Genomic DNA, 15,978 nt, shown 5'->3' with positions numbered 1-15,978 from the left:
TCGCCTTCTTACATGTAGGGATACATCGGGAAGCGATCAGTCAGAGAGACGACCTTCTCGCGTACCGCTGATTCCACGGAGGCATTGCCTTCATCGGAATTGGCAACCTTCAGACCATCGAGAACTTCCACGATCAGCTTGCCGATTTCGCGGAACTCGGCTTCCTTGAAGCCGCGGGTCGTACCAGCCGGCGTGCCGAGGCGGATACCGGAGGTAACGAAAGGCTTTTCCGGATCGAAAGGAATGCCGTTCTTGTTGCAGGTGATGTAGGCACGACCGAGTGCCGCTTCCGCCCGTTTGCCGGTGGCGTTCTTCTTGCGGAGGTCGACCAGCATCAGGTGGTTGTCCGTGCCGCCGGACACGACGTCGACGCCGCCTTCGATCAGCGTTTCCGACAGAACCTTGGCGTTCTTGACGACCTGGGCTGCGTAATCCTTGAACTCCGGCTTCAGCGCTTCGCCGAAGGCGACAGCCTTGGCAGCGATGACGTGCATCAGCGGACCGCCCTGGAGACCAGGGAAGACGGCGGAGTTGAACTTCTTCGCCAAATCTTCGTCATTCGTCAGGATCATGCCGCCGCGCGGGCCGCGCAGAGACTTGTGGGTGGTGGTGGTTGCCACATGCGCATGCGGGAATGGCGACGGATGCTGGCCACCGGCAACGAGGCCTGCAATGTGTGCCATGTCGACCATCAGGTAGGCACCGACTTCGTCGGCGATCTCGCGGAAGCGCTTCCAGTCCCAAACGCGGGAATAGGCCGTGCCGCCAGCCAGAATGAGCTTCGGCTTGGTTTCCTTGGCCTTGCGTTCCACTTCGTCCATGTCGAGCAGGTTGTCGCCTTCACGAACGCCATAGGAGACGACGTTGAACCATTTACCGGACATGTTGACCGGAGACCCGTGGGTCAAGTGACCTCCCGAATTCAGGTCGAGACCCATGAACGTATCGCCCGGCTGCAAGAGCGCGAGGAAAACGGCCTGGTTCATCTGCGAACCAGAGTTTGGCTGAACGTTGGCAAAGTTGACGCCGAACAGCTTCTTGGCGCGGTCGATGGCAAGCTCCTCGGCAATATCGACGAACTGGCAGCCGCCATAATAGCGCTTGCCCGGATAGCCTTCAGCATACTTGTTGGTCATGATCGAGCCCTGGGCTTCGAGCACGGCGCGGGACACGATGTTTTCCGAGGCAATCAGCTCGATCTCGTGACGCTGGCGACCCAGCTCCTTCTCGATCGCGCCAAAGATATCCGGATCGATTTCGGCAAGCGGCTTGGAGAAGAAGGCATCTGTGTTCGACATGATGAAGGCTCCTGAAACAGTAATGCGATGGCGTCTTAGCGCCCCACCCGTATAAGAGCAATAAGCGCAGCGAGATTTGACCGTCAAACTGCGACGTCGCGCGTAAAAAATGCAAAATGCGCGACACGAACAAAGAAAAAAGCCGCGTCCGGTGGGGCGCGGCTTTTCTTGTCTGTCTGAACAGCAATCAGTTGCGCGGCAACAGATCCTCGCCGATGGAGCCGGATGGCTGCTCCTGCGTGTTCGTCGTATTGAGCGCCAATTCGGCATTGCCGTCATTGCCGTAGATATCGTCACGGAACTGCACGACGCCATCCTTTGCCGACCATGCGGTGATGTAGACAAAATAGACCGGGATTTCGGTCGAGAGTTTGATCGGCGTGTTGACGCGGCTTGCAATGACGCGCTCGATTTCCTGACGCGACCAGCCGGGCGTGTCACGCAGCATCCAGGTCGTCAGGTCGCGCACGTTCTGAACGCGCACGCAGCCGGAGGATTCAAAGCGCATCAGCTTGTTGAACAGGCCCTGCTGGGGCGTGTCATGCATGTATTCGTTGTTCGGGTTGTGGAAATTGATCTTGGTCGAGGACATGGCGTTGTTCTTGCCGGGGTCCTGACGGAACATCAGGTTCGGTGCCTTGGGCGCGAACCAGTCCACTGTCTGCGGAGACACTTCCTGGCCACGGCCATCCAACAGGCGGATGTTGTTGCGCTCCAGATAGGTCGGGTCCTTCTGCATCAGCGGAACGATGTCCTTTTCGACGATCGAGCGCGGAGCCGTCCAGTATGGGTTGAGAATGATTTCGTAGATCTTCGAGTTGATGATGTGCGTCGGTCGGCTGGCGCGGCCGACAACAGCCGTGTTGCGCAGAACCACGCGGTTGTTTTCCACCGCCTCGATGGAGGCTGCCGGAATGTTCACCATCACGTGGCGCTGGCCGAGATCGCCCGCCATCGTCTGGATGCGGATGAGGTTGGTCTGCAGCTGTGCCATGCGCAGCTGCGCCGAAACGTTCAGCGCTTTCAGCGTATATTCGCCGATCACGCCATCTGCTGGAAGGCCATGGCGTGCCTGGAAGCGCTTCAACGCACCATCGACGTAGGAATCGAAAGCGCTGGAAATGCCGGCTTCACGCGGAAGATCGCCCGAAATCATTAGACGCTGACGAAGTGCCTGAACGGACGGATCGCTGACGCCGATCTGCAGACGCTGCTGGCTTGGCGGCACTTCCGGCCAGCCACCATTGGAGACGATCTGCTGATACTGCATGATCGCCTGCTGCATATAGGTGGGGGCTTCAGGGCCAAGAACCGGGTTGTTGGAAACGACGCCAACGGCCGAGCGCGAGGAGTTCGCGTCGAACTGATCGTCCCAATTGCCGCGACGCGAGGATCCAATCAGATCGTTGAACGCATCCTGCGCCAGCGCAGGTGCTGCCACCGCGACAGCACCGAGCGAAACGGCGGAGCGCAGCATGGCGCGGCGAGAGAGCAATTCGGGCACGGATTTCTTAGTCATTCTACCTACCAGCCATTTCGTCAGGCAACCTTATGGATGCCTAGAACAACATGATTAACAAACGTTTTCGGACGCCTGCCGGCAGGAAATACTTCATGCGAAATCAAAACTGACGCATCATGCGATGATGGAAGAGACCGCCGGCTCCCTCGCTCTGGCGGTCCCATACCAATATGGCCAATTCGTGTCACCTTGACACTGCTCACGAAGCTGTGTCGCCGGGCCTTTTCGGCGTGACCCGCACAAAAATGCAACAAGCCGGACGCGTTTTGGCATCCAGCTTTGCAAAAATGGATGGCGCTGCCCTTAGAGGCGATAAGCGATCGAGTCGTTCCAGAAGCGATCCAGGCGCTGCAGCAGCTTGTTCATTTCGGCGAATTCACCGGTGCCGATGCCGCCGACCTTTTCGATCGAGCCGATGTGACGCTCATAGAGGCGAGCGACCGTTTCGGCGATGTCCTGACCCTTATCGGTCAGAGAAATGCGGACCGAGCGGCGGTCGATGCGCGAGCGCTGGTGGTTGATGAAGCCGAGGTCGACCAGCTTCTTGACGTTGTAGGAAACGTTTGAGCCGAGATAGTAACCACGCGAGCGAAGTTCGCCAGCGGTCAGTTCCGAGGTGCCGATGTTGAAGAGCAGGAGTGCCTGGACGGCGTTGACGTCGTCGCGACCCTGACGGTCGAACTCGTCCTTGATGACATCGAGAAGGCGGCGGTGCAGGCGTTCGACGAGATGGAGGGACTCCATGTAGAGCGAACGGATGGCTTCTTCCTGTACGTCGGTTACAACTGCCTGTGGCTTTGCTTTGCTATTGATCATGACTGCCTCACTGTTTTGTTTGGCGGTGTTGATTTTGTTTCCCGCCTTGAGAGCAAACCTAAGCAATGCGCATAAAATTCTACTTAAAATGCATCATTAACGAGTGGTTACCGGATGTTGGCGCCCAGGGGCTGAGGAGCGGCGGGCAGCGGCACGGAATTATCAGCGCCAATTAAATCAATAGCTTAGCCAATAAATTTCCGGAAAAACAGGCCGCAAGAGCTTTATCATTATGGTGAATCAATCCTTGCGCGCTCGTCATTTTGGCGCGCATCCAGCCAGAAAGCGACCTGGAATAGTATATAAACAGTTGCCACGATGCAGTGCATGACCGGGACCAGCGTGTTGCTGCCGAAGATATTGGGCCACACCTTGTACATGGCGATCTGCGCACCCGCGCCGATAACCCAGATGACGGCGCCCCACGATACGCCAAGCCACAGTCCAAGGGCAGCCACCGGAAAGACGACGGCCAACCCGGTACCCGCAACCCGCCAGGGAAGATTGAGCATATCGAAGCGCGCGTGGCCGCTCAGCGTATAACCCGTCAGCATGGCCCAGTACTGCAGTCCGAACCAGAAACAGGAAGCCGCCACCAGTCTGAGAAAGACAAAGTAGAGGATTTCCGTCAAAGGCAGCTTCGGGTGCGGTGGAGAATCAGGTTCCATGGCGCGAAGATACGTTTCTGGCGTGGCTCCTGCCAATGGATAATTGCGGGAGGTCACAGCCCACTTGAGCCGCACGCCCCGCAGTACTTCTTTTACGGCGCTCAAACGTCAGGACATGGCGCATCCCCCGCATCTAAAAGCGCTCAGGATTTTCGAGCTGGCCGTGGGTCAGACCGTCGCATTCGCATACCACTTCTCTTATGTTATGCCATCATTACACTCTGGCGTTCTATCGAAGCCACATTTACGCGCAGCTTCTAATATTCAGACGGAAACATCATAAGAGAGCATGACCGAGGAACCAGATCCACCGGACAGGCTTTTAAGGAAAAGACATGACCGACAAGACCCATTTGGTAGATCACATTACTGGCCACCGCCGCATGCGGCGCATCCGCAAGGCCGACTGGACACGCCGGCTCGTGCGCGAGAACCAGCTGACGGTTGATGATCTGATCTGGCCGGTCTTCGTCGTTCCCGGTACGAACATCGTCGATCCCATCCCCTCAATGCCCGGCGTCAATCGCATGAGCGTCGACAAGCTGGTCGAAGCAGCCAAGGAAGCGGCCGATCTCGGCATCCCTGCCCTTGCGACATTCCCCAATATTGCAATGGAACTGCGAGACGAGACAGGATCGCAGGTGCTGGAAGCCAACAACCTGATCAACCAGGCCACGGCGGCGATCAAGAGGGCAGTTCCCAATATCGGCGTGATCACCGATGTAGCGCTCGATCCCTTCACCAGCCACGGGCATGACGGGATCCTGCGCGGCGACGATATCGTCAATGACGAAACGGTCGATCAGGTGGTGAGAGCCGCCGTGATGCAGGCGGATGCGGGTGCGGATATCATCGCGCCTTCCGAAATGATGGACGGCCGGATCGGCGCGATCCGCCGTGGGCTTGATGCGGCCGGCCACCAGGGCGTCGGTATCATGGCCTATGCGACGAAATTCTCCTCGGGTTTCTACGGACCCTATCGCGAGGCGATTTCCACCAGTGGCCTGCTGAAGGGCGACAAGAACAGCTATTACATCAGCCCGGCGAACGGCACCGAGGCGATGCGGGATGCCGCTCTCGACGTGGAAGAAGGCGCCGACATGCTGATGGTGAAGCCAGGCCTTCCCTATCTCGACATCTGTTGGCGGCTGAAGGATGCTTTCGGCCTTCCGACCTTCGCCTATCAGGTCTCGGGCGAGTATGCGCAGATCAAGGCGGCGGCGATGAATGGCTGGATCGATGGCGACCGGGTGATGATGGAAACTCTGCTCTGCTTCAAGCGGGCCGGTTGCGATGGAATCCTCACCTACTTCGCCGTCGACGTGGCAACAAAGCTTGCAAAGGGCTGAGGAGCGGGCTCATTGCATTTGCGGCGGTCCACACCATATCTTTGCTGAAAAGGAGAAACCGCCGATGAGCTTCAACCCGAACCCGACCTACGTTCCGACCGAGGACTGGCGCGCCTATGAGGGTGTGCTGAGCCGTCGCGTCGTGGCGTTCATCATCGACTATGTGATGGTGCTTCTGCTGTGCATTCCGGCAGCCGTGATCGTGTTCTTTCTCGGCATCCTGACGCTCGGCTTTGGCTTCATGCTCTTTCCTGCGCTGTTCTTCATCGTCGCCATTCTCTATTTCGGCATGACGCTTGGCAGCACCGCGCAGGCCACCCCCGGCATGCGTGTTGCCGGCATTCAGATGGCGCGCCTTGACGGCCGTCGAATCGACTTCCTGATCTCGACAGCTCACATCGCGCTCTTCTGGATCATCAACTCGATCCTTACGCCGCTTATCCTACTGGCAGGCCTGTTTACCGAGCGATCGAGACTGGTCCACGACTTCCTTCTGGGAACAGTGACGATCAGAACCCGCTAGGAATTCAGAGCGAAACGTATTGAAGCCGCTCCAGCGGCTTCAATTTTATTGACAGGTCTCTTCGAGAGTTGACGTTTTCCACCTTTTTGTCATTCTGACATAGAAGGTTGGCTTGCGAAGGGAGCGATTGGGTTCGATGAACACGCAGACGACGCCTTCTCCGCAATTTTATCTCACCGCACCGGCCACTTGCCCCTACCTTCCGAACCAGTTGGAACGGAAGGTTTTTACGCATCTGGTGGGGCCTCGCGCGCCCGAGATGAACGACCTGCTGACGCAGGGCGGGTTTCGTCGTTCTCAAAACATCGCCTATCGTCCTGCCTGCGAGAATTGCCGTGCCTGCGTCTCCGTCAGAATCCTGGCCGATGGCTTCACGCCAACGAAATCGATGCGGCGAATAATGGCGACGAATGACGATCTCGTGGCGACCGTTCACCGGGCCGAACCGTCCACCGAACAATTCTCGCTCTTTCGACGCTACCTCGATCGGCGTCATACATCAGGCGGCATGTCGGATATGTCGGCGCTCGATTACGCGGTGATGGTGGAAGACACCCATGTCAACACGCGCATCATCGAGTATCGAAAGCGAGAGCCGGGTGCGAGTATCGACGACAGCAAACGCGGAGAGTTGATCGCTGTTGCGCTCACAGACATGATGAGCGACGGCCTCTCCATGGTCTATTCCTTCTTCAATCCCGATCTTGAGAAGCGCTCGCTTGGCACCTTCATGATCCTCGATCACATTGCCCGCACCCGCACGCTTGGTCTGCCTCATGTCTATTTGGGCTACTGGGTCGATGGCTCGGACAAGATGGGATACAAGACGCGGTATCATCCCCAAGAGCATCTGACGCCGCGCGGCTGGGAATTATACACGCCAGAAACCGTTTGACCCTGCAATTGCCGCATCTGTCACACTGTGTTATAACAGCGTTATAACGGAGTGTTTAAGATGAATGTGACGGTTCGCAAGATTGGCAATTCGGAAGGAATAATTATTCCCAAAGAAGTTCTGGATCGCCTTGGCGTCAGGGCTGGTGATGTCCTAACGTTGAGTGAAGACGGGCAGAAATTGGAGCTCGTCCCAGAACAATCTGATCTTCAAGAGCAACTGGCAGCCGCTCGTCGCGGCATGGAAAAGTACAAGGTTGCCCTTCGGGAGCTTGCTAAGTGACAATCAAGTGGCTCTCCAAAGCAGCCATAACCATCATTCATCAGGAGCAGATCGAAGCACATGGTGGTCTGCCTGGATTAAAGGATGACAACGCACTTGAAGCGGCGCTGGCGCGCCCTGTCAACAAAGCGGTGTATGGCGAAGAGAATTTAATGGCGCTCGCTGCGGCATATCTCTTCGGTATTGCTCGCAACCACCCTTTTTCTGATGGAAATAAGCGCACCGGCTTTCTCGCTGCCTATACGTTCTTACTGATCAATGGCTACGAAATTGTCGCCGATCAAAGCACCGTCATAGAATTCGTTCTGGCCGTGGCGGCGGGTGAAATAGACGAAGAGGGCATTACCGCTTTCTTCAAGGATCACACCTTAGCATTCCGCTAATCGATGACAGCTTCCGTCCCCGGAAGCTGTCATTTATCAACTTTAGCCGCCGAACTTACCACTGCGCGGGAAGCCCTTTGGAACGCTGCGGCCGACACCAGCCCGATCGCCCATCCATTCAAGCAGCTCGTCACCGACCTTGGAGAAGGAGCGCCCAGCGCTGTCCTCCCAAGACAGACCGGTCGCGATCGCGAAGCACTTCACATCCGACACGCCGCCATCCTTGTAACGCTGCAGGCGGACACCCTTTCCGCGCGACATTTCCGGCACTTGCGACAATGGGAAGGTCAGCATCTTGCGGTTTTCGCCGACGACAGCGACGTGATCGCCGATGACGGGTACCACGAGCTTGGTTTCATCCGGCATGGAGACGTTCATGATCTGCTTGCCCTTGCGGGTGTTGGCGACCATTTCCGTTTCCGGGATGACAAAGCCATTGCCGCCGGTCGAGACGATCAGCAGCTTGCGGGATGCATCGTGGACAAAGGCGGTCAGGATGTCCTGATCATTCTCCATATCCACCATGATGCGTACCGGCTCGCCGTGCCCGCGGCCGCCAGGCAGCTTGTCGGCGCCGAGCGTATAGACCTTGCCGCCGGTGGTTACGAGAAGCAGCTTGTCTGTCGTCTGCGCCGGGAAGGCCAGCTTCGGCCCGTCGCCTTCCTTGAAGGTCAGGCTCGACGTATCGGACATATGGCCCTTCAACGCCCTGATCCAGCCCTTCTGCGAGATGACGATCGTCACCGGTTCCTTCTCGATCATCGCCTGCTGGATGGCTTCGACATCGGCATTCGGCGCATCGGCAAACTGCGTGCGGCGGCGGCCAAGCTCGGTTGCCTTGGCGTATTTCTTCTTGACCTCACCGATCTCCCAGGAAACCGCCTGCCACTGTTTCTCGTCGGATGCCAAGAGGGATTCGATCTCGCCCTTTTCCTTGCTGAGTTCGTCGAATTCCGTACGGATTTCGAATTCTTCCAGCTTGCGCAAAGAGCGAAGACGCATGTTAAGAATGGCTTCGGCCTGATTGTCGGTCAGCCCGAACCGCGCCATCATCACTGGCTTCGGCTCATCCTCTTCACGGATGATGCGGATGATCTCATCGATGTTGAGATAGGCAATGAGCAGGCCGCCGAGGATTTCCAGGCGGCGATCAATTGCCGCCAGGCGGAATTTCGAGCGGCGAACCAGAACTTCCTTGCGGTGCGCCAGCCACTCGGTCAGCACCTCGTTCAGCGCCATCACCTTTGGCACGCGGCCAAGCGACAGCACGTTCATGTTCAGCGGAATACGGCTTTCCAAATCCGACAGGCGGAAAAGCGATTCCATCAGCAGCGTCGCGTCCACCGTGCGGTTTTTCGGCACCAGAACGATACGAACGTCTTCAGCGGACTCGTCGCGCACGTCTTCCAGAAGCGGCAGCCTGCGGGCCAGCAGCAGTTCGGCGATCTTTTCTATCAGCCGCGACTTCTGCACCTGGAACGGAATTTCGGTAATGACGATCTGGTAACCGCCACGGCCGAGATCTTCCGTTTCCCATTTGGCACGGACGCGGAAACCGCCACGACCGGTCTTGTAGGCCTCGAGAATATTCTCGCGGCTTTCGATGATGATGCCGCCTGTCGGCAGATCGGGACCGGGAATGAATTCCAAAAGCTTCTCGACGCTCGCATCCGGATGCTTGATCAGATGAAGAGCCGCGTCGCAGATTTCATGGGCATTGTGCGGCGGGATGGATGTCGCCATGCCGACTGCAATGCCGGAGGAGCCATTGGCCAGCAGGTTTGGAAACGCGCCGGGCATGACCACCGGCTCTTCGTCTTCCTCGTTGTAGGTGGGGCGAAAATCGACTGCGTCCTGCTCGATGCCTTCCAGAAGCAGAGCCGCGACATCGGTCATACGCGCTTCGGTGTAACGCATGGCAGCTGCGCCATCGCCGTCGATGTTGCCAAAGTTACCCTGGCCATCGACCAGCGGGTAGCGAATGGCAAAATCCTGCGAAAGTCGCACGAGCGCATCGTAGATCGACGCATCGCCATGCGGGTGGAATTTACCCATGACATCGCCGACGATACGGGCGCATTTCTTGAACGCGGAATTGGGACGAATACCCATCTCGCTCATGGCATGCACGATGCGTCGATGAACCGGCTTCAATCCGTCACGAACATCCGGAAGCGCGCGATGCATGATGGTCGATAGCGCATAGGCGAGGTAACGCTCTTCGAGCGCCGCCTTCAAATCGACCGGCACAATATGATCGTCGTCTCCGCCCGATGGCGGATTAAGATTTTTTCCCATGGCGACTGCCTATCGGAAATAGGCGGTTACGGCAAGAAATCCGGGCTTTCTGCGCTGTGGATGACAAGCGTTAAGCCTATATTTTTATGCAATCTTGTTTTTGTGCCGCAATTCAGCCATTCGTTGCACAGTACCACTTCGGTCAATCGCGCTCGTGCTGCATATGTGGACGCGTGATGTGCCTATTCTTGTTGCGGATGTTCGCGCCTTAAGGGAAGAGACAGAATGAGACTTGAAACCACACGGAATTTCCTGTTTGCCAGCGCAGCCGTACTGGCATTTGCGTCTCCGGCTTTCGCCCTGGATGGCGCCGATGTGCTGAAGAAAATGAATGCTGCCTACCACGTGCAGGGCGCAGAAATCACAGCCAAGTCCGTCGCCACCAACGGCGACAATGTCACGCTGTCCGGCGTCGTAATTGGCAGCGGCATGGACCCGGCACAGCAGTTTCCGATTGGCAACGTCACGCTCGAAGGCGTCGAAGAAGACAATGGCGGCTACACCATTGAGAAGATGAGCTTCGAGAACGTCAACTACGCCAAGGAAAAGGTAGCGATCACCATCGACGACCTCTACATGACCGGCGTCGTTGTTCCAGCAGATGCGACGGCAAATACAGTCGATGCCATGCTGTTTTACGATGAAGCCCATACCGGCCCGGCCTCCGTCAAGATCGATGGCAAGGAAGCGTTCTCCATAGCCGAGAGCAATGCCACGATGACCAAGAGCGAAGATGGCGGCACGCTCAGCTTCGATCTCACGGCAGAGGGCTTCAAGGGCGATCTGAGCGGCGTCACCGATCCGAAGTCGAAAGAGGCGATCGACGCGCTTCAGCTTAAATCTCTGAGCGGCGACCTCAACGTCAACGGCTCTTGGGAAGTTGCACCCGGCACGATAAATGTCGACGAATACTCGATCGACGTCGAGAATGTCGGTCGCCTGGATATGAGCTTCAGCATCTCCGGCTATACGATGGCTTTCATCAAGTCGATGCAGGATGCCGTCAAGGCGCAGGAAGCCAACCCCAACAAGGAACAGGCAGATCAGGCCTTCGGCCTTGCCATGCTTGGTCTCATGCAGCAGCTGACCTTCAACAATGCCAAGATCAGCTTTGATGATGCCGGCATTACCAAGCGCGGTATCGATTACGCCGCCAAGGAGCAGGGCACGACGAGCGAGCAGCTCTCGCAGATGATCAAGGGCATGGCGCCCATGATGATCGCACAACTCAACATTCCGGAACTGCAGAACGCCGTATCTGCGGCTGTGAACACCTATGTCGACGACCCGAAGAACTTCACGATCTCGGCAGCGCCAGCAAAGCCCGTTCCCTTCCCGATGATCATGGGCGCGGCAATGGGGGCGCCGAACACGATCCCGAGCGTTCTGGGCGTCACCGTCACCGCCAACCAATAGTCTCTTCAACAAGCCCCGGATCAATCGTTCGGGGCTTTTTCCTGCCAAGCAGGTTAGCAAGCGAGACCTCGACAGCGCCTAAACCAGCAAAGCCTGGGGTCATCCGTTTCTTCGAAACCATCCCAAACGTCCTGACCTTGCGCCCCTATGTCGCTCCCTCTAAAACCTAAAAAACTTCGATACCTCTGCTTAGGGTGAGAGAGTGTGTGCCTCTCCAATCCTTCAATGAAGGAATGACATTCGTGCAAGACAATATCAGCGGCTCCGTTATCGTCATTTCCAGCCATGTCATGCGCGGCTCGGTGGGCAATCGGGCTGCCGTCTTCGGCCTGGAGACGCTCGGCTTTCCTGTCTGGGCTGTGCCGACGATCGTGATGCCGTGGCATCCCGGCCAAGGCCCCTCCACCCGTCTTCGTTTCGATGGCGAGGCCTTCGATGCGGCCATGGGAGATCTGGCCGCATCGAAATGGCGTGGAGAAGTCAAAGCGGTTCTCACCGGCTATTTCGGCAGCGCCGACCAGGTGCGCTCGGTCGCGCGTTTGATCCGTACATTGAGAGAAAACAACCCCGATCTGATCTATGTCTGCGACCCTGTTATGGGAGACAAGGGCGGGCTTTATGTCCCGATCGAAACCGCCGAAGCGATCCGCGACGAGCTTGTATCACTTGCGACGGTTTCCACGCCCAATCGCTATGAACTGGCCTGGATGAGCGGTGCTGAGCTCAACACCAATGCCGAGATCATGGATGCGGCCCTTGCGCTCGGTCCGCCGAAGATGCTCGTTACCTCCGCTGTTCCGATGATGGCAAACGGTATTGGCAATCTGTTCCTCAGCGGACGCCATGCGCTGCTTGCCGAACACCGCGCCATCGAAAACGTGCCGAACGGACTTGGCGACCTGCTTGCGGCAGTCTTTCTCGCCCGCGTGCTTCAAGGCGTGGATGACGAAAAGGCGCTGCAATTGGCAACCGCCAGCGTCTTTGAAATTCTGGCCCGCACCATGAAGCGCGGCGCCAACGAGCTCACGCTCGAAACAGATGCGTCAAGCCTTTCCACACCCATGGCGATGGTTCAGATGCGCCATCTCTTGCATCCTTCCCGAAGCAAGGGCAAATAGCGGTCAAGTTTCATGCGCCTCATGACTAGGCGTTCCCTGTAGCGACCAACGGCACTGCGAGATCGAATGAAGGATTTTCCAGATTATCTTCTGAACGGCTACAAGAACTTCATGAGCGGCCGTTATGCCGGTGAACGCGACCGATACCGCACTCTTGCCGATAGCGGTCAGAAACCGCAGACCTTGTTCATTGCCTGTTGCGACTCCCGCTCGGCGCCCGAAACGATTTTCGATTGCGGCCCGGGTGAGCTGTTCGTCATGCGCAATGTGGCAAACATGGTGCCGCCCTTCGAGCCGGACGGCCAGTATCACGCAACCTCGGCTGCCATCGAATATGCTGTCCAGGTTCTGAAGGTGAAGGACATCGTGGTCATGGGCCACGGCCGCTGCGGCGGCATCCAGGCGGCACTCGACCCGAATTTCGAGTCGCTCTCGCCTGGCGATTTCATCGGCAAATGGATGAACCTCGTCAAATCCGCCGCCGAGCAGATCCAGAGCAATGATGTGATGACCTCTGGCGAAAGGCAGACGGCGCTTGAGCGCGTCTCCATCCGCAATTCCATCCACAATCTGCGTGGCTTCCCCTTCGTCAAGGCGCAGGAGACAGCAGGCAAAGTAAAACTGCACGGCGCCTGGTTCGATATCTCGACTGGCGAATTGTGGGTGATGGACAGCAAGACCGGCGATTTCCGTCGTCCGGAAGTGTGATCCCCGGCTACAACACCGTGCGTCAATTCAGAAAAGTAAAGCGCCGTGCGTCCAATAGGACGCACGGCGCTTTAAGTAGAGGATCATGTCACGCCAGCCGTTCTACAAACGGTTTTGACCGCGATTATTGCCCGTCGATCGCCTTGCCAATGTAGGCAATCGCCTGCTGATAGACAGTCGCTGCGTTCCAGCCCTGGATCGCGGCAAAGCTTGGCTGACCCGGCTGATAGCCAGCGCCGCGCTGCCAGCCATGTCCAGCAAGGAAGTTTGCGGTCGAGGCAAGGGCATCGGCGCGCGAGCCGACGAGATCGATGCGACCATCGCGATCGAAATCGACGCCATAGCGCACGACGTTCAGCGGCAGGAACTGGGTCTGGCCGATTTCGCCATGGGCTGCGCCCTTGGCGTTGATGTTGAGCGAACCATTACCCACCAGCTTCAAGGCTGCGTAAAGCTGCTCGGTGAAATAGTCGGAACGGCGACAATCATAAGACAGCGTCGCGACGGCAGACAGTGTGTGCTGGTTGCCCATGAATCCGCCGAAACCGGTTTCCATGCCCCAGATCGCCAGAAGCGGGCCGGCTGGAACGCCGTAAGCGCGCTCGATATTGGCAAACAGCGCCGCATTGTTCTTCTTCATCGCCTTGCCGCGCGAAATGATGGCCTGGCCACCGCGCTTTTGCATGAACTGATCGAAGGAGAGCTTGAAACTGTGCTGACCACGGTCCGCACGGATCGTCGCCTGGTTGTAGGTGACGTTGGAGAAAGCCCGATCAAGGACTGCCGGGCTGACGCCGCGGCTTGCCGCTTCCTGCTTGAAGGATTGCACCCAGTTGCCGAAACCTGCCGAGGTATTGCCGCATTGCGCCGCCTGCAGCGGCGTTGCCGCCAGCATCGCAACTGCCGTCGCACCAAGGGAAAAAGCCTTTATTGCCCGCATCCGTATCTGCCTTTGATAGAGTGAGGGACAGCCCCTCGCCATGTTCGCCTGTCTAATGGTCTGACTGTGACATTTGATCCTCAAGATCACCGCAGATGGGTATCAAACGTCAAATTCATTCCACTAGCGAGAATTGAGAGGCACAAATTGCCGTTCGTCTTCATAACCAGCAAATGAACTGGCTGTGATAGGCACGAAGATTGAAAACCCGCCCATTCTCGAAAGTAACGGACGGGTTATAGTTAATAGTTGTTAAAAAACCGTATCACGCAGCGGCTTTGCGTGGCTTGATCAGACCACGGTTGATCAGAAGTTCGGCGATCTGAACGGCGTTCAGTGCCGCACCCTTGCGCAGGTTGTCGGAAACGACCCAGATATTGAGACCATTTTCGACGGTTGCGTCCTCGCGGATGCGCGAAATATAGGTTGCATCTTCACCAGCGCACTCGACCGGCGTGATGTAGCCGCCATTTTCGTGCTTGTCGATGACGAGGCAACCGGGTGCTTCGCGCAGAATGTCGCGCGCCTGATCGGCGGTGATTTCGTTTTCGAACTCGATATTGACCGATTCCGAGTGGCCGATGAAGACGGGAACGCGCACAGCGGTGCAGGTCACCTTGATCTTCGGGTCCAGCATCTTCTTGGTTTCTGCCAGAACCTTCCACTCTTCCTTGGTGTAACCGTCTTCCATGAAGACATCGATATGCGGAATGACGTTGAAGGCGATGCGCTTGGTGAACTTCTTGGTTTCGACCGGATCGGCCACGAAGACGGCGCGGGTCTGCTGGAACAACTCGTCCATGCCTTCCTTGCCTGCACCGGAAACGGACTGGTAGGTGGAGACGACAACGCGCTTGATCCTGGCGGCATCGTGAAGCGGCTTCAGCGCGACGACGAGCTGCGCCGTGGAGCAATTCGGGTTGGCAATGATGTTCTTCTTCCTGAAGCCTTCGACCGCATCGGCGTTGACTTCCGGAACGATCAGCGGAACGTCCTGATCGTAGCGCCAGGCAGACGAGTTATCGATAACGACGCAACCTTGCGCACCGATCTTCGGAGACCACTTCTTCGATACATCGCCACCGGCCGACATCAGGCAGATATCGGTATCGGAAAAATCGTAGTTCTCGAGATTGGAAACCTTCAGCGTGCGGTCGCCATAGGACACTTCCGTGCCCTGGCTGCGTGCGGAAGCCAGAGGAACAACTTCATCCGCCGGGAAACCACGTTCCGCCAGGATGTTCAGCATTTCGCGCCCGACATTGCCGGTGGCGCCTGCGATTGCAACTTTGAAACCCATGATCAAGCTCTCTTTCTGCCTCTCCTCTTTTTGGTGAGGGGGAGCCGCGAAACTGCGGCTTCCTTTCCCCGGCCAAACCGGGGAGAGAGCGGCGGGCCAGAGACGTCAGACGGTTTTAATCGTCGTTTTGGCCGTAATTCGGATGGAACCAGAAAGGCGCGCAGGATCGCCGGCTGAACCCGCCGGGCTTTGCATGACAATCATGTGCTGGACATGCCGCATGAACAGTGCGCTCCTTTTCGTGCGAAAGCTATTAGGAGGTTTGTCTTTTCTGTCAAGCGCAAACATAACGCCTTGCGGACAGGTCTCGCGTCTTTTCGATGACGGATTGATGCCGGTGCGCCGAGCGCCGCGCGCGCCAGCTGGTTGTCGCACAGGTTGCCGCATTCACCATTTCAAACGCCGCTGTCATTCTGGCCCACTGAAACTCACCCTCATGTTCTTGTTTTATTCTCATGCCTG

15 protein-coding genes are annotated in these 15,978 nt (G+C 57.2%); 8 read left to right on the top strand and 7 right to left on the bottom strand.

What is annotated here, in order from left to right:
• Positions 1-8 precede the first annotated feature (8 nt).
• The 4 genes from glyA to ACTJK5_RS22495 form a co-directional block, all read right to left on the bottom strand.
• Entirely contained in the window at positions 9-1,298 is a 1,290-nt protein-coding gene (glyA, locus tag ACTJK5_RS22510) for a serine hydroxymethyltransferase (RefSeq protein WP_440598736.1), read from the bottom strand.
• Positions 1,299-1,485: 187 nt separating this feature from the next.
• Positions 1,486-2,817 carry a L,D-transpeptidase family protein gene (locus tag ACTJK5_RS22505; RefSeq protein WP_440598737.1) on the bottom strand — a complete coding sequence of 444 codons (1,332 nt, stop codon included), beginning with the start codon at positions 2,815-2,817 and terminating at the stop codon, positions 1,486-1,488.
• A 306-nt stretch (positions 2,818-3,123) separates the two neighbouring features.
• Positions 3,124-3,633: a transcriptional regulator LdtR gene (gene ldtR / locus ACTJK5_RS22500; protein WP_186330162.1), complete on the bottom strand. Its 510-nt coding sequence runs from the start codon at positions 3,631-3,633 to the stop codon at positions 3,124-3,126.
• Positions 3,634-3,866: 233 nt separating this feature from the next.
• Positions 3,867-4,304, bottom strand: coding sequence for a DUF6163 family protein (locus ACTJK5_RS22495; RefSeq protein WP_062444167.1), 438 nt, complete (start codon positions 4,302-4,304; stop codon positions 3,867-3,869).
• A 335-nt stretch (positions 4,305-4,639) separates the two neighbouring features.
• Here ACTJK5_RS22495 and hemB point away from each other — a divergent pair, with 335 nt between their 5' ends.
• The 5 genes from hemB (at position 4,640) to ACTJK5_RS22470 (ending at position 7,736) form a co-directional block, all read left to right on the top strand.
• Positions 4,640-5,653, top strand: a complete 1,014-nt coding sequence (hemB, locus tag ACTJK5_RS22490) for a porphobilinogen synthase (protein WP_440598738.1) — start codon at positions 4,640-4,642, stop codon at positions 5,651-5,653.
• Between the two features lie 64 nt (positions 5,654-5,717).
• Positions 5,718-6,176, top strand: coding sequence for an RDD family protein (locus tag ACTJK5_RS22485; RefSeq protein WP_440598739.1), 459 nt, complete (start codon positions 5,718-5,720; stop codon positions 6,174-6,176).
• Positions 6,177-6,312: 136 nt separating this feature from the next.
• Positions 6,313-7,071, top strand: coding sequence for an arginyltransferase (locus ACTJK5_RS22480; protein WP_112359327.1), 759 nt, complete (start codon positions 6,313-6,315; stop codon positions 7,069-7,071).
• Positions 7,072-7,131: 60 nt separating this feature from the next.
• On the top strand, positions 7,132-7,353 hold the full coding sequence (locus tag ACTJK5_RS22475; RefSeq protein WP_113273661.1) for an AbrB/MazE/SpoVT family DNA-binding domain-containing protein: 222 nt from the start codon (positions 7,132-7,134) through the stop codon (positions 7,351-7,353).
• Positions 7,350-7,736 carry a type II toxin-antitoxin system death-on-curing family toxin gene (locus tag ACTJK5_RS22470; RefSeq protein ID WP_113267601.1) on the top strand — a complete coding sequence of 129 codons (387 nt, stop codon included), beginning with the start codon at positions 7,350-7,352 and terminating at the stop codon, positions 7,734-7,736. Before ACTJK5_RS22475 ends, ACTJK5_RS22470 begins: the two co-directional genes overlap by 4 nt.
• A 42-nt stretch (positions 7,737-7,778) precedes the next feature.
• On the opposite strand, the gene parC is transcribed toward ACTJK5_RS22470, so the two are convergent.
• Positions 7,779-10,034 (bottom strand): DNA topoisomerase IV subunit A, encoded by a 2,256-nt coding sequence (gene parC, locus ACTJK5_RS22465; RefSeq protein WP_062423532.1) that lies wholly within the window; start codon positions 10,032-10,034, stop codon positions 7,779-7,781.
• A gap of 225 nt (positions 10,035-10,259) precedes the next feature.
• Between parC and ACTJK5_RS22460 the strand changes: the two genes are divergently transcribed.
• The 3 genes from ACTJK5_RS22460 to ACTJK5_RS22450 all read left to right on the top strand — a co-directional run bounded on the left by ACTJK5_RS22460 (position 10,260) and on the right by ACTJK5_RS22450 (position 13,276).
• Complete coding sequence (locus ACTJK5_RS22460; protein ID WP_440598740.1) at positions 10,260-11,450, top strand: hypothetical protein; 1,191 nt, start codon at positions 10,260-10,262, stop codon at positions 11,448-11,450.
• A gap of 242 nt (positions 11,451-11,692) precedes the next feature.
• Entirely contained in the window at positions 11,693-12,568 is an 876-nt protein-coding gene (gene pdxY / locus ACTJK5_RS22455) for a pyridoxal kinase PdxY (protein WP_440613273.1), read from the top strand.
• Between the two features lie 66 nt (positions 12,569-12,634).
• The gene (locus ACTJK5_RS22450; protein WP_062443513.1) at positions 12,635-13,276 is read left to right on the top strand and encodes a carbonic anhydrase; all 642 of its coding nucleotides are present in this window, start codon (positions 12,635-12,637) and stop codon (positions 13,274-13,276) included.
• 124 nt (positions 13,277-13,400) lie between these two features.
• On the opposite strand, the gene ACTJK5_RS22445 is transcribed toward ACTJK5_RS22450, so the two are convergent.
• A complete protein-coding gene (locus ACTJK5_RS22445) occupies positions 13,401-14,216 on the bottom strand; it encodes a lytic murein transglycosylase (protein ID WP_062423535.1) in 816 nt (271 codons plus the stop codon).
• 265 nt (positions 14,217-14,481) lie between these two features.
• Positions 14,482-15,516: an aspartate-semialdehyde dehydrogenase gene (locus tag ACTJK5_RS22440; RefSeq protein ID WP_440598742.1), complete on the bottom strand. Its 1,035-nt coding sequence runs from the start codon at positions 15,514-15,516 to the stop codon at positions 14,482-14,484.
• Between the last annotated feature and the right edge of the window lie 462 nt (positions 15,517-15,978).

Source organism: Agrobacterium sp. 22094, assembly GCF_052046015.1.
Classification (GTDB): Bacteria; Pseudomonadota; Alphaproteobacteria; order Rhizobiales; family Rhizobiaceae; genus Agrobacterium; species Agrobacterium cavarae.
This window is presented reverse-complemented; position numbering and strand designations above follow the sequence as displayed.

What these genes read in the sequence shown, in the direction of transcription:
- ACTJK5_RS22475 (WP_113273661.1), top strand. Translation starts at nt 7,132, where the DNA reads ATGAATGTGACGGTTCGCAAGATTGGCAATTCGGAAGGAATAATTATT.
- ACTJK5_RS22480 (WP_112359327.1), top strand. Translation starts at nt 6,313, where the DNA reads ATGAACACGCAGACGACGCCTTCTCCGCAATTTTATCTCACCGCACCG.
- ACTJK5_RS22450 (WP_062443513.1), top strand. Translation starts at nt 12,635, where the DNA reads ATGAAGGATTTTCCAGATTATCTTCTGAACGGCTACAAGAACTTCATG.
- ACTJK5_RS22505 (WP_440598737.1), bottom strand. Translation starts at nt 2,817, where the DNA reads ATGACTAAGAAATCCGTGCCCGAATTGCTCTCTCGCCGCGCCATGCTG.
- ACTJK5_RS22445 (WP_062423535.1), bottom strand. Translation starts at nt 14,216, where the DNA reads ATGCGGGCAATAAAGGCTTTTTCCCTTGGTGCGACGGCAGTTGCGATG.
- ACTJK5_RS22440 (WP_440598742.1), bottom strand. Translation starts at nt 15,516, where the DNA reads ATGGGTTTCAAAGTTGCAATCGCAGGCGCCACCGGCAATGTCGGGCGC.
- ACTJK5_RS22495 (WP_062444167.1), bottom strand. Translation starts at nt 4,304, where the DNA reads ATGGAACCTGATTCTCCACCGCACCCGAAGCTGCCTTTGACGGAAATC.
- ACTJK5_RS22485 (WP_440598739.1), top strand. Translation starts at nt 5,718, where the DNA reads ATGAGCTTCAACCCGAACCCGACCTACGTTCCGACCGAGGACTGGCGC.
- hemB (WP_440598738.1), top strand. Translation starts at nt 4,640, where the DNA reads ATGACCGACAAGACCCATTTGGTAGATCACATTACTGGCCACCGCCGC.
- parC (WP_062423532.1), bottom strand. Translation starts at nt 10,034, where the DNA reads ATGGGAAAAAATCTTAATCCGCCATCGGGCGGAGACGACGATCATATT.
- glyA (WP_440598736.1), bottom strand. Translation starts at nt 1,298, where the DNA reads ATGTCGAACACAGATGCCTTCTTCTCCAAGCCGCTTGCCGAAATCGAT.
- ACTJK5_RS22460 (WP_440598740.1), top strand. Translation starts at nt 10,260, where the DNA reads ATGAGACTTGAAACCACACGGAATTTCCTGTTTGCCAGCGCAGCCGTA.